The following is a 15,117-nucleotide window of genomic DNA, read 5'->3' as shown; positions in this document are numbered from 1 at the left end:
GCGACGCGATGACTCAGGAATTCGAATTCGACGTGGTGGTCGTCGGTTCCGGCGCAGCGGGCATGACCGCCGCCCTGACCGCTGCCTACCGCGGCCTGTCGGTGACGCTGATCGAGAAGAGCCGATCCTTCGGCGGTTCCACCGCGCGTTCGGGCGGCGGTATCTGGATTCCCGACAACCCGGTCCTGCGGCGCGAAGGCGTGCCCGACAGTCCGGAGCTGGCCCGCACCTATCTCAAAGCGGTGGTCGGCGACCGGGTTCCGGAGGCCAAGCAGCGGGCGTTCCTCGATCACGGGCCCGAGATGATGCGCTACCTGGGCGCTCGGAGCAAGCATTGGGAATTCGTCTACGACCGTGGCTATTCCGATTATCACCCGGAGTTTCCCGGTGGATCGGCCCAGGGACGCAGCATCGAGCCCGCGCCGCTGGACGGACGGCTGCTCGGCGGCGATCTGCACAAGATCAACCAGCCGACCATGTCCGGCCCGAAAGGAATCGCTTTCACCGTCAGCGACTTCCACGACCTGAACATGATCGCCCGCACCTGGGCAGGAAAGCGCACCGCGATGAAGGTCGGTGCGCAGGCGGTGCGCAACAAGCTGCTGGGGCGGCTGCCGCTGAGTCTCGGCAAGGCGCTCGCGGCCCGGCTGTGGCTGTCGCTGCGCGACGCCGGGGTGCCGGTGTGGCTGAACACGCCGCTGACCGAACTCCTCACGGAGGGTGATGCGGTGGTCGGCGTGCGCGCCGAGCACGACGGGAGGCCGGTGGTGATCAAGGCGCGCCGCGGCGTGGTGCTGGCGGCCGGCGGCTTCGAGCACAACCTGGAGATGCGCAAGCAGTACATCAGCGGTCCCCAGTCCACCGACTGGACTGTCGGCGCCACCGAGAATGTCGGGGAGGGCATCGTCGCGGGCCAGAAGGTAGGTGGTGCGGTCGATCTCATGGACGACGCCTGGTGGGGCCCGTCCGTGCGCAATCCCGACGGTCCGCCGTTCTTCTGTCTGGCCGAGCGTTCTCAGCCCGGCGGCATCATGGTCAACCACGCCGGTGAACGATTCGTCAACGAGTCGGCCCCGTATGTGAACGTGGTGCACAAGATGTACGAGCGGGAAGCGGACGGCGGCGGGCACATTCCGGCGTATTTCATCATGGATCAGCGCTTCCGGGACCGGTATCTGTTCCTGGGGAACTTCCCCAAACGTCCTCTTCCCCGGAAGTACCTGGATGCGGGGATCATCTCCCAGGCCGGGACCCTCGCCGAGCTCGCGACGAAGATCGGTGTGCCCGCGGGGACGCTGGCCGCGACGGTGCAGCGGTTCAACCGCTTCGCCCGTGCAGGTCGCGACGAGGACTTCCGGCGTGGCGATTCCGCCTACGACCGCTACTACGGCGACCCGACCGTGCGGCCCAATCCTTGTCTCGCCCCGATCGAGCAGGGTCCCTTCTACGCGGTCGAGATGGTGCCGGGCGACCTGGGCACCAAGGGCGGTTTGGTCACCGACGAGCACGCTCGCGTCCTGGACGCCGACGATCGCCCGATCGCGCGTCTGTACGCGGCGGGGAACAACTCGGCCTCGGTGATGGGCAACGACTACGCGGGTGCGGGCGCGACCATCGGTCCCGCCATGGTCTTCGGCTACATCGCGGCCGACCACATCGCGGGCGGCCGGCCCGGCGGCACCGCGCGGTCGACGGATACATCCATTGAAGGAGAGGGCTGATGGGCCGGGTCGAGGGCAGGAACGTCATCGTGACCGGCGGCGCCCGGGGGATGGGCGCGGCCTTCGCGCGGCGGCTGGTTGCCGAAGGCGCCACGGTGGTGATCACCGACGTCCTGGTGGACGAAGGTGCCGCGCTGGCTTCCGAGCTGGGCGGCGACGCCGCGACCTTCCTCCCGCTCGACGTCACCGACGAGGCGGCGTGGAACGACGTGGTCGCCTATACGGAAAAGGCCTTCGGGCCGGTCTCGGGCCTGGTCAACAACGCGGGCATCGTGCACGTCGATCCGATCGAGAAGCTGTCGGAAGCCGACTTCCGCAAGGTGATCGACGTCAACCAGGTCGGGGTGTTCCTCGGCATGAAGGCGGTGCTGGGGTCCATGTGCCGGGCCGGAGGCGGCTCCATCGTCAATATCTCCTCGATCGGCGGCATCATCGCCTTCTCCGGCATCCTCGGCTACACCGCCTCCAAGTGGGCGGTGCGCGGCATGACCAAGACCGCCGCGCAGGAGTTCGCTGCCTACGACATTCGCGTCAACTCGGTGCATCCCGGCGTCGTCGCCACGGAGATGACCGCCGATTCGGCGCGCTCGCAGGATATGTCGGGCAACCAGCCGATCCGCAGGCCCGGCCGCCCGGAAGAGCTGGCGAATCTGGTGCTGTTCCTGATCAGCGACGAGTCCAGCTTCAGCACCGGCTCGGAATTCGTGGCCGACGGCGGCTACACCTCCCTGTGACAACGCCCGGCAGGGCAAGCCGGCGGGCCGACCGCCGATCGAGACAAGGAATCAACCCGTGAAGAATTTCGAGGGCAGGACCGCGGTGATCACCGGCGCGGGCGCCGGAATCGGCCGGGCATTGGCGGTCGAGCTCGCCCGCCGCGGCGCCCGTCTGGCGCTGTCGGGCCGTCACGCGGACAACGTCGCCGAGACCGCGGCGCTGTGCGCGGCGGAGGGCGCGCAAGCCCGCGCCTACGAACTCGACGTGACCGACCGGGACGCGGTCTACCGCCACGCCGACGAGGTGGCCGAGGACTTCGGCCGGGTCAACCTGGTCGTCAACAACGCCGGAGTCTCGCTCACCGCGAACGTGGAAGAACTCAGCTGGGCGGACTTCGAATGGATCGTGGGCATCAACTTCTGGGGCGTCGCGCACGGCACCAAGGCGTTCCTGCCCCACGTCATCGCCTCCGGTGACGGGCACATCGCCAACGTGTCGAGCATGTTCGGCCTGGCCGCGTGCCCCAGCCAGGGCGCCTACAGCGCGACGAAATTCGCGATCCGGGCTTTCACCGACGCGCTGCGGCAGGAGATGAACATCGCCGGGCACGCGGTGGGCGTCAGCAGCGTGCACCCCGGCATGATCAAGACCGAGATCGCCTGGAAGGCGCGGGCGGGCGGCGATCGTGATCGCGACGCCTTGGCCGCCAACTTCGACCGCCTGGCCAAGACCACCCCCGAGCACGCCGCGCGGGTCATGGTCGACGGCATCCGCAAGAACAAGGCGAAGATCTTGATCGGCACGGACGCGCGCGTGATCGACTGGCTGCCAAGGCTGTTCGGTGCCGGATACCAGAAGATCCTCACGGCTCAGATGAAGAACGAAGTCGCCTAGAACAACGGGCTCGCCGTGTCGGCGCGGTCGGTCGCGTTCATGGCCGAGATCCGAGGCCACTGCGCTGAGCGGTTCAGCGCGGTGGCCTCGCCGCGCGGTCACGAAGGACCTGTTTGAGAACCTTTCCGCCGGCGTCGCGGGGCAGGGACTTCACGAACTCGATGCGTCGCGGGACCTTGTAACCGGCCATGCGCGTGCGGGCCCACCCGGTGATCTCCGCCGCCGCGATGGTCGCGGGACCGGTGCGGACGACGAAGGCGCAGCCCACCTCGCCGAGCCGGGGATCGGGAACGCCGACCACCGCCGCTTCACGGATCGCCGGGTGTGTGAGGAGGATTCGCTCGATCTCGGCGGGATAGGCGTTGAAGCCACCGACGATGAACATGTCGGCGAGGCGGTCGGTGATGCGCAGGTAGCCGTCGGCGTCCATGGTGCCGATGTCGCTGGTGCGCAGCCAGCCGCCGGAATCCACGGCCGCGATGGTGGCCTGCGGATCATCGAGATAGCCGTGCATGACGTTGGCACCGCGAACGACGACTTCGCCGGGCGCACCGGCCGGCACGGGCCGACCGGATCCATCCACGACGCGCACCCGCACGCCCGGCAGGGCCCTTCCCACCGTTGTCGCGACCAGGTTCGGCGGCGCATCGGGGGAGCAGACCGTCGCGATGCCGGTCGACTCGGTCAGCCCGTAGCCGGTGAAGACCTTTTCGACGCCCAGATCACGGCGGATGCGTTCCACCAGCCCGGTCGGCACGCTCGAACCACCCGTACCCGCCAGCCGCAGTGACCTCAGATCGTGGGTGATGGATCGGCCGTCGGAGAGCAAATCGTGGAAGAGCGTAGGGGGACCAGTGAGCACGGTGATCCGCTCGCGTTCGATGACGCCACAGATCCGCTCCGGATCGAAGCGGCCCACCGGCACCATGGTGGCGCCCCGCAGCAGGCACGCGATGACCCCCGCCTTGTAGCCGAAGGTGTGGGAGAACGGGTTCACCAGCAGATATCTGTCGTCGCCGCAGAGAGTGACGGCATCGGCCCACCGGGTGAACGCCACGATCGTCTGCCGGTGGGTGGCGGGCACACCCTTCGGCGCACCCGTGGTGCCGGAAGTGAACAGAATGTCGGATGCGCGCGCCGTCGCGCCGCGCCCGATCGGCCAACACCGCCGGGATCGTCGCGAGCTCACCGGTCGCTTCGCGCCGTCGATCCATGCGGCGATGGTGGCGCACCAGCTGGGCGAGCGGTGGCGATCAGCCTCGAATATCCCGCTGACCGGGAATCCTCCCTCCCTGCGGCCCGCTCGGCCCCTCACGCGGATCGCCGCACCCGGGTGCCAGGCGCGGGTGTCCATCCTGCTCAGCGGGACCACGGCTACGGCAGGCGGCAGCGAGCCCGGCAGGCTCGAATCGGGCGACAAGTGTGCGCGCCGCGGTTCGCGCCCGGCAGGACACGGTCCGGCGGACGAGATCCGAATCGCGCGCAGGCGCGGACCGTTCAGTGATTGCTAAGGAGTGACATGACCACCGGAGCAGAGTTAGTGGAGCGAAACGACGAGGCAGCGAGCGCGGCGCCGGTCGTCGAACTCGACGGCGCCTGTTCGCTGTCCAGGGAACGCATCGGCGGCAAAGCATGGAGCGTCAACCGCATGCGCGCACTCGGTCTTCCCGTGCCGCCCGCGTTCGTGATCACCATCGACGGGTGGGCCGACTTCTCGGCGCGCGGGGTGATCGGCGAGGGCACCTGGCATGCGATCCGCGCGGGCATCGCCGCGCTGGAACACGGCACCGGACGAACCTTCGGAGCAGGCGCCCGTCCGCTGTTGGTGTCGGTGCGCTCGGGCGCCGCGGTGAGCATGCCGGGAATGATGGACACGGTGCTGAACCTCGGCATGAACGAGCCCGTCGCGCAAGCGTTGGCGGCCGAGACCGGTAACCCGGACTATGCGGCGGATACCAGGGAGCGCTTTCGTACGCAGTACCGCGAAACCGTGCTGGGTGCTCCCGCCGGTGCGGTGCCGGAGGATCCGTGGGAGCAGTTGCGGGCGGCCATCAGCGCCGTCTTCCGGTCCTGGGATTCGCCCCGGGCGCAGACCTATCGGCGCAATCGCGGTGTGCCCGCGACCTTGGGCACCGCGGTGACCGTGCAGGCCATGGTCTTCGGCAACCTCGACGAGTACTCCGGCACCGGCGTGCTGTTCAGCCGCAACCCGAACACGGGAGAACGCGCGATGTTCGGCGAATGGCTGGTCGGCGGCCAAGGCGAGGACGTGGTATCGGGCCGGACCACCCCACGACCGCTCGACGAACTGGCCACCCTGTTGCCGCAGGTGCACAGCCGGCTCGTCGCGGCGGCCGAGTTGTTGGAACGCGACGGCCGCGATATCCAGGACATCGAATTCACCGTCGAGTCCGGCACCCTGTGGCTGTTGCAGGCGCGCCCCGCCAAGCGGTCGGCACGGGCGGCCGTGCGGGCCGCGGTCACGATGGCCGAGGAAGGACTGATCGGCACGGACGAGGCATTGCGCCGGGTCACGGCCGACCAGGTGCGGGCCGTGCTGCGTCCGGCGACCGGGGAGTACACCGGGACGCCACTGGCGCGCGGCGAATCCGCGTGTCCCGGACTGGCCTCGGGCGTGGTCGTCGGCGATCCGCACGAGGCGGAGCGCCGTGCGGAGGCCGGTGAGGACATCATCCTGGTGCGCCCGACCACCAGCCCCGACGACCTGCACGGCATGATCGCCGCCCGGGCGATCGTCACCGGGCTGGGCGGCGTCACCTCGCACGCCGCGCTGGTCAGCCGCGAGATCGGCCGACCGTGCGTGGTCGGTTGTGGTCCCGGTGTCGTCGCGGCGCTGGCCGGCCGAGTGGCGACCGTGGACGGCGGCGCGGGCACGGTGTGGCCGGGCCGTGTCGAAGGCAAACCCGTCGACGCGAGCACCCTCGCGGATGTCGGCCGGTTGGCAGGCTGGGCGGGCACCGGCGTCGACGAGTTGTCGGCGTGGCTGGACGCGCGTGGGACCGACGCCTCGGCAGCGGTGGACGTGGCGCCTTCGGCGGTGGCAGAGGTTCCCGACCTCGATCTGCTGCGCCTGATCGGCATCAAAGGCCGCGCCGCCCACGACGCGCTCGCCGCGGGCGTCGGTGCGTCCGCCGAGGTCGTCGCCGCCCGATGCGCGGAGTTGGTGGCCAGGGGCTGGTGTGCCGCGACGCCGATCGGTGTGCGCCTCACACCCGAAGGCAGACAGCACTTGGACTGCCTGCTGGCAATGGAACGACAGGCGGTCGACCGGGCCGCGATCGCGGCCGTCTATGCCGAATTCTGTGGTTATAACGACGTTCTCAAAGAGATCGTGACCGCCTGGCAGATGAGAGATCCGGCCACCGTCAACGATCACGCCGACGCCGATTACGACGGTGCGGTACTGGCCCGGCTGACCGAACTGCATCGCGCCGTGCGACCACTGTTGGAACGGATCGGTGACGTCGCGCCGCGGCTGGCTGGCTACCCCATCCGGTTCGCGCGTGCGATCGAGCGAATCGCGGCCGGTGATCAATCCTGGGTCGCCAGGCCCGTGCTGGACAGTTACCACACCGTGTGGTTCGAGCTGCACGAGGACCTGATCGGACTGTGCGGCCTGAGCCGCGCCGACGAGGCGGCGGCCGGCCGTGCCCACTGACACCGCGGGAGAATCCACTGTGCCGGACAACCGGTGGGTCGAGTTCGCCCAGATCGACAACGTCCGCGATCTGGGCGGACTGCCCGTGCGCGGCGGTGGCACAACGCGTTTCGGGGTGGTCTACCGCTCCAGCACCCCGCAGAACCTCACCGAATCCGATCTGGCGAAACTGCTCGGTCCGATCGGTCTGCGCACGCTGATCGATCTGCGGCTGCCCGACGAAGTGCGGCGGGAGGGCTACGGACTGCTCGCCGGCGCCGACGTCCGGCGGATCTGCCTGCCGGTGCGCAAGTCGCCGCGATCCTCGCTGGCGGCAAGGGATCTGGTCCCCGACGCCAGCCGGGTCGATCTTGTCGACCTCTACGACAAGCTGCTGGCGGGCAGCGTCGACTCCCTCGTGGCGGCCGTGCGGCTCGTCGTCGACGCCGGCCGCCATTCGGTGCTGTTCCATTGCGCCGCGGGCAAGGACCGCACCGGCGTACTCGCCGCGGTGCTGCTGGACGCGGTCGGCGTGCCCGCGGAGGCCATCGCCGCCGATTACGCGTTGACCGGTGAACGCATGCAGCGAGTCCGCGACCGGCTCGACGCGCTCGCGTCCTACGCCGGGCTGCCCCCGGTCAGCACCGGCATCCTCGGTGTGGAAGCCGAGGTGATGCGTCGTTTTCTCGCGAATCTGTCCGCCCGGCACGGCGGCGCGGCCGAATGGTTGCTGACCAACGGACTGACCACCGCGGAGCTGGCACGACTGCGCGAAGTGCTGACCGCACCGGTATAACCGCTCGACTCCGGACGGTGCGGTGAGCGGGGGCGATGCCACGAGGCCGCCGCGCCGAGTGTCGACGGGCAAGCGCGATCGGACGGCCGCACATCCGGTGGGCTGACACCAGTGAGCGGGTCGGTGGATCATGATCCACCGACCCGCTCTCGTTCGCGACTACCGCGACAGCAGTTCGGACTTCAGCGCCTCGAGTGTCGCACCGTCGACGCCGAGCCCGTCGGAGACGAACCGGTCGAACGACCCGAACGACGTTCCAGCCTGATCGAACGCGGCGTCGAGGAAGTCGGCGCGCACGCCGAGGATCGGCTCGAACAGCGCGGGATCGGTGACCAGCCCCTTGGCCACCAGTCCGTCCATCAGCGCCTTGTTGCTCGCGGCCAGGTGGTCGTTCGATTCCAGATAATCCTTGTACACCTGGCCCTTCGGAACGCCGAGCGCGGTCATCAGGATCGCGGTCATCCAGCCGGTGCGGTCTTTGCCCGCGGTGCAGTGGAACAGCACCGGTCCGTTCGCGTTCGCGATATCCCGGATGGCTGTCGCGAACTGTGCGCGAGCCGTGGCGTCGGTGACGAGCCAGCGATAGTAGTCGCGCATGATGCCGACGGCTTTGCCGTCACCGAACATCTGCTGCTGCACCGCCGGACCGCCCTGCACGGCTCTGCCCACCATCACGTAGAAGTCGTTGCCCGGGTCGTACACCGGACGCGCGAGCGCGGGAATCGACGCCGGAAGCTTGTCCGGGTTCGCCCCCGACTCGGCCGGGCTGCGGAAATCGATCACCGCGGTGATGCCCGACGCCACCAGCTTCTGCTGGTCGGCGGCGGTGAGCTTGTCCAAGGCGTCGGTACGGAAGACGACGCCCGTGCGCAGTTTGCCATTGCCCTGGGTGGGATAGTCGCCGATGTCCCGGGCGTTCGGCGCCGTCGACAGCTGCATGGACCGGTCGTGCACGGTGTGTACGAGTCCCGGGCCCGCGAATGCGATACCGGTGGACGGGAACACGGCGATCAACGCCACGGCGACACCGGTCACCGCACCGCGTACAGCACGCGAAATCGTCACTGGATCATTCCTTCCATTGGGTCGCGGCCCGGCGGCGCCGAGCCGGCAGGTGAGCCGGGGTGCCTCACCCCGGCCACGGCTCAGGCGTCGATGAGCAGGGTGACCGTGCCCGCCGACCCGTCGACGCGCACCCGCTGCCCATTGGCGAGACTGGTGCTGGCGGACTTGGTGTCGACGACACAGGGGATGCCGAATTCCCGGGCCACGATGGCGGCGTGCGAAGCCGAGCCGCCGATGTCGGTGACCACCGCGGCGGCGTAGGCGAACATCGCGGTGTGCCCGGTGTCGGTGACCGACGCCACGAGGATGTCGCCCGGCTCGATGTCGTCATCGAGGGACAGCACGCGTTTGACCGTGCCCTCCACGACGCCGGGACACACCCCGATCCCGGTCAGGCTTTCTCCGGGGGCCAAAGCGTTCGCGTCCGGTAGCGGTTGCCAATCACCCGCGATCACGTCCGGCATCCGCACACTCTGCAACCGGGTCAGTTCCGCTCGCCGTCGCGCGACGCGCTCGGTCGAGTCGGCAGGCGCCCACAGGATCTCGTCGAGGGTGAGGAAGCACGCGTCCTCGGCTCGCTGTAGCCGACCGGCCCGGATCAGCCGTTCCGCTCGCTCGCGCACGGCGAGGCGCAGGCAGTGGGTATAGCGGACGACGGCGTCGCGGACGCGTTCGCGCGCCATCGTCGCGCCGGCTGCCATGCGCGCGGTGCGACTGGCGGCCGCATCGACCGGCTCCCGTTCGGGCGCGGGCATCTCCGCGGCTCGGGCGGCGGCGACCACCAGCAACTCGGGCCGGTCGCCGAAGGTGGGGTTGATCAGCTCGCACTCGCCCGGCCCGCGATGTCCGATCCGTTCCAGCTCCTCGTCCAGCGCGGCGGAGAAGGCCGGTGAGGCCGCCCGCGCCGCCGTGACGTCGCCCTTATGTGCCGCGTCGTGCAGTGCGGTATCGGTTCGGCACAGTCCGGCGAGCCGTTCCACGGCGAGCATGGTCCTGGCCGACTCCAACCGCTCCGGATCGATCGGTACGGCCGCTGATTGCTTGCCGCGGGAGTGGATGGCGGTGGCCGCGCCGGTCATCATCACGCCGATGGACGCCGCCGCCCAGGATTGGTTCAGCCGGTCCCGCCACAGCAATGCTCGCGCGTGCAGCTGCTCGTCGGTGAGCTCGCGTATGGCCGCGGCGCTGAGGGTTTCCCGGTGGGCGGCGGCGTTGATGCCGTCGGTGGTCTCGCGATACCGCAGCGCGGTGCGCAGCACCCGGCCCGCCGCTCGCCAGGTGGCGCGGGTACTGGCGAAGCCGGTCGGAGTGGGTGGCTTGCCGTGCGGGGTCAGCGAGATCTCGGCCGGAATGTTGCCGTAGACGTCCCGGCGGATGCTCTGCTCGTCCCACCCCGGCATGTTCTCCGCGGCCAGCACACCGATGGAGGCGTTGATGTAGATGTGGTGGCCGAGCACGGTGGTGACCCGGCTGGTCCAATGCTCGAGCGCTATTCCGTCCAGCGCGATCATCCTGCCCATCGCGGCGTTGGCCAGCCGGATCGCACCCGCCTGTAGATCGACGGTCAACGGTGTGAGTGGTCCGGGCAGTGCCTCGGAGGTATTCGTCGCGGTGTGCACCGGGTAGGCCGGGTCGACCCGATCGTCGAACTCGCCTTCGAGGCCCTTCGGTGCCACCGACACCAGGGCGTGGCCGTCCGACGTGGTTGCGCGGGCGGGTATCACATAGCCGGGCAAGGGAATAGCGCCTGGCTGAGTGATGAAGTCGCCACCGCTGTACTTGCGTCCGGCCAGCCCGCGAACGATGTCGGCAGCCACTTCCGACGCGCTCCAGCCGCAGCGGAATCCCCAATCATCGCGAGCCGCGTCGGCATTCAGCTCCGGTGGCGCCGACCGGGTACGGGACGCCCACGAGAAGATCCGGGTGCCCGCGGCCTCGCGGATGCTGCGCGCGTCGTCGCCCGAAACCACGCCGGACGCCGCCAGGTCGACGACGCCGGTGCGCGCCGATCCCGCGGCCACCACCAGGAAACGTTCGAGGTCGTCGTGATGCAGCAGCTGAAAGCCGCCCGTGCGGCGAGAATGCAGCAGCGGCGACAGAATGCGCCAGTTCTCGCGGTCGACCCGCCTGCCCCCGACCGGCGCGGTGCGCACGATGAGGGCTTGCGCTCCGCTGGACCGCACGGCATCCACGGCGATCGGATCCGCACCCGCGACGACCGGGATCACGAGCCGCGCTCCGGCTCCTCCGGCCGCACTCGCGATCGCGGCGAGCGAACCGCCGAGATGCACCACCGTCGCGCAGCCGGCGACGGCCTGTGCGCAGATCGCAGGCCCAGCCGGGTCTCCGGTGATCACCCGGACCCGAGGGTCGACGTACCGGTGCCGCGCACGGTCCAGCCCGACCACATCGTGGCCGGCGGCCAGCAGCGTGCGCGCCACCGCGCGACCGGTCGGAGCGGAGACTCCGGTGACCAGGACCCGCATGAATTCCTCCTCCTCGCTGGCGTCCCACGCAGACGTGACGCCGTTCACACACCATCGCCATCCGGTGCCGCCGCGACGGTCCACAGTCCCGATGAACGGGACCGGGGGGTCGCTCAGCAAGATGGGCGAGCGGCTACGGCGAGCGAAGCGGAAAGGTCGACCACATGAGTGGTCGGAACGCGGTCGCGCCCCGGGATGCCGCCGAAGTGCGCACCTATGACATCGAGACCGATGTGCTGGTGGCCGGTTACGGTTGTGCCGGGGCCGCCGCGGCGTTCGAGGCGGCGACCGCCGGCGCCCGGGTGCTGGTGCTGGACCGGATGAGCGGTCCCGGTGGCGCGTCGGCCCTGTCGGGCGGGGAGATCTACCTCGGCGGCGGCACACCGATCCAGCGGGCCTGCGGATTCGACGACGATCCCGCGGCCATGGCCGCGTTCCTGTCCGCCGCGCTCGGCCCGGGCGCCGACACGGACAAGATCGCTCGCTACAGCGAGGACAGCGTGGCGCATTTCCATTGGCTCGCCGACCGTGGCGTGCCGTTCGAACCCACGCTGTGGGATGCGCCGGCCTGGGTGCCGCCCACCGACGACGGTCTCATGTGGCTCGGGGAGAACAGCAGGCCGTTCTGCGAGCTCGCCACACCCGCGCCCCGCGGCCATCGCCCGGCCACCGCCGACTTCGGCGGCAAGCTGCTCATGGACCGTCTTGCCGGAGCCGCCCGATCCGCCGGTGCGACAGCGCTTTTCGACACCCGGGCGACCTGCCTGATCGTCGCGGGCGACGGCGCTGTCGCCGGAGTGGTGGCTCGGCGCTACGGTACGGAGCTGACCATCCGGGCCCGCCGCGGCGTCGTACTGACCACCGGCGGATTCGTCGACAACGACATCATGCTCGCCGCGCACGCGCCGAAACTGCTGGGACACACCAAGGTCAGCGCGGGCACCGACGACGGCAGCGGGATCCGGATGGCGCAGGCGATCGGCGCGGCCGTGCGGCACATGTCCTCCGGGCAGGTCGGCATCTCGCTCATTCCCGGCCTCGCCGCGCGCGGCATGGTGGTGAACGGGCACGGGCAGCGGTTCATCAACGAAGACACCTATCCCGGCCGGATCGGCCAGGCGGCATTGTTCCGGCAGGGCATGGCGACGTGGGTCGTGCTCGACGAACAGGCTTACGAGGAAGTACCCGAACAACAGCGGTGGGGTGTGCGGCCGACCCATGTCGCGGAGACCGCCGAGCGACTCGCCGACCTGATGGGCGTACCGGCGGCCGCGCTTGCCGACACCGTCCGTCGATACAACACCTTCGCCGCGGCCGGCGCGGATCCCGAATTCGGGAAAGCGCCCCGGTGGGTGCGGCCTCTCACACCACCGCTGGCCGCGATCGACGTGCGGGCGGGGGTACGGCCACCGTCGGAGTCCGGTGATCGTCGCGGGACCGGCGCGTCCGTGTTCACCCTCGGTGGTCTGCACACCTCGCTCGACGGCGCCGTGCTCGATCAAGACGGCACTCCGGTCCCCGGACTGTTCGCCGCGGGCCGTGCCGCGAGCAACCTGCACGGCGAGGGCTACATCAGTGGCACGTCGCTCGGCGACGGCACCTTCTTCGGCCGTCGCGCCGGTGCGGCCGCAGCCCACACCAGCTGACCCGGAGCTGGATTCCGGTGATCGGGATGGATCGGATCCGACGGCACCGCCCCGGCCTAGCGTCGAGAGGCGCACTACGAGGAGGACTACCGGATATGACCAACAAGGTGCTCGATCGGGTACGGGATCTGCTGCCCGCGATCCGAGAGCGAGCCGCCGAGACCGACCAGCAGCGCAGAGTGCCCGAGCAGAGCATTCGGCAGCTGACCGAGGCCGGGGTGTTCCGCATGCTGCAACCGTCCCGCTTCGGCGGCGACGAATCCTCACCCGTCGCGTTCTACGAAGTAGTCCGTGCCATCGCCACCGCATGCCCGTCCACCGCGTGGGTCTCGTCGGTGCTGGGCGCGCATCCGTGGCAACTGGCGCTGTTCCCCCTGCGGGCGCAGGAGGACGTGTGGAGCGCCGATCCGGACACGCTTGTCTCGTCGTCGTACGCGCCGACCGGCAAGCTCACGCCCGTCGAGGGCGGATTCCGGATCAGCGGTCGCTGGAGCTTCTCCTCCGGCTGCGATCACGCCCGCTGGGCATTCCTCGGCGCGGTCGTGCCGGACGGGGAAGGGGGAGCGGAGTACCTGACCGTTCTGGTTCCGCGCACCGACTACCGCATCGAGGACGTCTGGCACGTGTCGGGGTTGTCGGGCACCGGCAGCAACGACATCGTCATCGAGAGCGCGTTCGTCCCCGTCCACCGGACCTACCGCGCCAGCGAGCAGGCGGCGCTGCGCGGACCCGGCCAGGAGGTCAATACCGCACCGCTGTACCGGATCTCGTTCGGCTCGGTGTTCTCCAACACCATCACCGCACCCATCATCGGCGTCGCCCAGGGCGATTACGAAGCGCACATCGAGCGTATGCGCGAGCGGGTGCGGATCTCCTACGGCGGGCAGAAAGCGGCCGAGGATCCGTTCGCCCACGTCCGGGTCGCTCGCGCCGCCTCCGAGATCGACGCGGCCGTCCTGCAGATGGAGCGCAATATCGGCGAACAGCTGCGCTATGCCGAGGCAGGTGAGGAGATTCCGTTCGAGTTGCGGGTACGCAGTCGCCGCGACCAGGTGCGCGGCACCGAACGTGCGCTCGAGGCGATCGACCTGCTGTTCGACAATTCCGGTGGTCACTCGATCCGCAAACCGAATCCGATGGAGCGGCACTGGCGCGACGCGCACGCCGGGAGCGTGCACGTCATCAACGACGTCGAGCGCGCGTTGGTGCTATACGGCCGCAACGCCTTCGGGCTGCCGGTGACGGACCGGATGATCTGATGACGCTCACCGCCGAGAACACCACGCGCTGGAGCGTGACGGGTGGGCTGAGATCGCGCTACCACGAGGCGGGGTCGGGTGCGCCGCTTGTCCTGCTGCACGGCTCCGGGCCGGGGGTCTCGGGCTGGGCGAACTTCGGCGCGAATCTGCCGGTGCTGGCCGAGCGCTTCCGCTGCTTGATCGTGGATCAGCCGGGCTTCGGCGCCAGTGGTCGCCCGGAAGTGTACGAACGCAACTATCTGCGCGTCTCCGCCGACGCGGTGCTCGGACTCCTCGACGACCTCCATTTGGAACGCGTACACCTGCTGGGCAATTCGATGGGCGGTGCGGTCGCCACATTGCTGGCGCTGGAACATCCCGACCGGGTCGAGCGGCTCGTGCTGATGGCGCCAGGGGGCGTCGGGGTGAATGTGCTCGGGCCGGAACCGTCCGACGGCATCACGCGGTTGCTGGAGTTCATCGCCGACCCGACTCGGGAGCGCCTGCTGCCCTGGCTGCGCACGATGGTGTCGAACCCGGCGACCCTCACCCGGGAGCTGATCGACGCCCGGTCGGCCGCGGCCTCGGACCCGGCCGCCATCGCGGCGCTGCGTGATGCCTACGCGACCTTCGCCGATCCCGCTCTCGCCGAACCGGTCCCGCTGTGGGCGCGGCTGCGCGGCCTGCGCGCGGATACCCAGATCCTGTGGGGTCGCGACGACCGGGTGACGCCGGTCGAGGCGTCGTTGCTGCCGTCACGCCAGATCCCGAATGCCGACCTGCGCGTTTTCGCCAGCTGTGGGCACTGGGTGCAGATCGAGCGCAAATCGGCGTTCGAACGCGCCGTCATCGATTTCCTCACCGCCGGTCTTTGATCGCCGCCAACGGCCCGCGTC

At 69.7% G+C, this 15,117-nt stretch carries 11 protein-coding genes; 8 read left to right on the top strand and 3 right to left on the bottom strand.

Going from position 1 to position 15,117, the window contains the following annotated elements; genetic code table 11:
* The first annotated feature begins 8 nt into the window (after window positions 1-8).
* Genes kstD through GVY39_RS17390 form a run of 3 tightly spaced genes read left to right on the top strand, consistent with a single transcriptional unit; the run spans window position 9 to window position 3,332 of the window.
* Entirely contained in the window at window positions 9-1,721 is a 1,713-nt protein-coding gene (gene kstD, locus GVY39_RS17400; RefSeq protein WP_159925708.1) for a 3-oxosteroid 1-dehydrogenase, read from the top strand.
* Window positions 1,721-2,455 carry a glucose 1-dehydrogenase gene (locus GVY39_RS17395; protein ID WP_159925706.1) on the top strand — a complete coding sequence of 245 codons (735 nt, stop codon included), beginning with the start codon at window positions 1,721-1,723 and terminating at the stop codon, window positions 2,453-2,455. The genes kstD and GVY39_RS17395 overlap by 1 nt, the downstream gene beginning before the upstream one ends.
* A gap of 58 nt (window positions 2,456-2,513) precedes the next feature.
* Entirely contained in the window at window positions 2,514-3,332 is an 819-nt protein-coding gene (locus tag GVY39_RS17390) for an SDR family oxidoreductase (RefSeq protein ID WP_159925704.1), read from the top strand.
* 73 nt (window positions 3,333-3,405) lie between these two features.
* Here the strand turns inward: GVY39_RS17390 and GVY39_RS17385 are convergent, their stop codons facing one another.
* Window positions 3,406-4,521 carry an AMP-binding protein gene (locus tag GVY39_RS17385; protein WP_201295253.1) on the bottom strand — a complete coding sequence of 372 codons (1,116 nt, stop codon included), beginning with the start codon at window positions 4,519-4,521 and terminating at the stop codon, window positions 3,406-3,408.
* 330 nt (window positions 4,522-4,851) lie between these two features.
* Here GVY39_RS17385 and GVY39_RS34430 point away from each other — a divergent pair, with 330 nt between their 5' ends.
* The gene (locus GVY39_RS34430) at window positions 4,852-7,011 is read left to right on the top strand and encodes a pyruvate, phosphate dikinase (RefSeq protein WP_159925702.1); all 2,160 of its coding nucleotides are present in this window, start codon (window positions 4,852-4,854) and stop codon (window positions 7,009-7,011) included.
* Window positions 7,001-7,786, top strand: a complete 786-nt coding sequence (locus GVY39_RS17375) for a tyrosine-protein phosphatase (RefSeq protein WP_159925700.1) — start codon at window positions 7,001-7,003, stop codon at window positions 7,784-7,786. Before GVY39_RS34430 ends, GVY39_RS17375 begins: the two co-directional genes overlap by 11 nt.
* A 159-nt stretch (window positions 7,787-7,945) precedes the next feature.
* Here the strand turns inward: GVY39_RS17375 and GVY39_RS17370 are convergent, their stop codons facing one another.
* Together GVY39_RS17370 and GVY39_RS17365 are read right to left on the bottom strand one after the other, a co-directional pair.
* Window positions 7,946-8,851 (bottom strand): tyrosine-protein phosphatase, encoded by a 906-nt coding sequence (locus tag GVY39_RS17370; protein ID WP_236565503.1) that lies wholly within the window; start codon window positions 8,849-8,851, stop codon window positions 7,946-7,948.
* A gap of 80 nt (window positions 8,852-8,931) precedes the next feature.
* Window positions 8,932-11,337 (bottom strand): PEP-utilizing enzyme, encoded by a 2,406-nt coding sequence (locus GVY39_RS17365; RefSeq protein WP_159925698.1) that lies wholly within the window; start codon window positions 11,335-11,337, stop codon window positions 8,932-8,934.
* Between the two features lie 164 nt (window positions 11,338-11,501).
* On the opposite strand from GVY39_RS17365, the gene GVY39_RS17360 reads away from it, so the two are divergent.
* From GVY39_RS17360 to GVY39_RS17350, 3 genes are all read left to right on the top strand, one after another.
* Window positions 11,502-12,983, top strand: coding sequence for an FAD-dependent oxidoreductase (locus GVY39_RS17360; RefSeq protein ID WP_159925696.1), 1,482 nt, complete (start codon window positions 11,502-11,504; stop codon window positions 12,981-12,983).
* A gap of 95 nt (window positions 12,984-13,078) precedes the next feature.
* On the top strand, window positions 13,079-14,242 hold the full coding sequence (gene hsaA / locus GVY39_RS17355) for a 3-hydroxy-9,10-secoandrosta-1,3,5(10)-triene-9,17-dione monooxygenase oxygenase subunit (protein ID WP_159925694.1): 1,164 nt from the start codon (window positions 13,079-13,081) through the stop codon (window positions 14,240-14,242).
* The gene (locus GVY39_RS17350) at window positions 14,242-15,096 is read left to right on the top strand and encodes an alpha/beta fold hydrolase (protein ID WP_159925692.1); all 855 of its coding nucleotides are present in this window, start codon (window positions 14,242-14,244) and stop codon (window positions 15,094-15,096) included. The genes hsaA and GVY39_RS17350 overlap by 1 nt, the downstream gene beginning before the upstream one ends.
* Window positions 15,097-15,117 lie beyond the last annotated feature (21 nt).

Origin of the sequence: Nocardia sp. CY15 (assembly GCF_009829295.1) — a bacterium.
Taxonomy (GTDB): domain Bacteria; phylum Actinomycetota; class Actinomycetes; order Mycobacteriales; family Mycobacteriaceae; genus Nocardia; species Nocardia sputi.
This window is presented reverse-complemented; position numbering and strand designations above follow the sequence as displayed.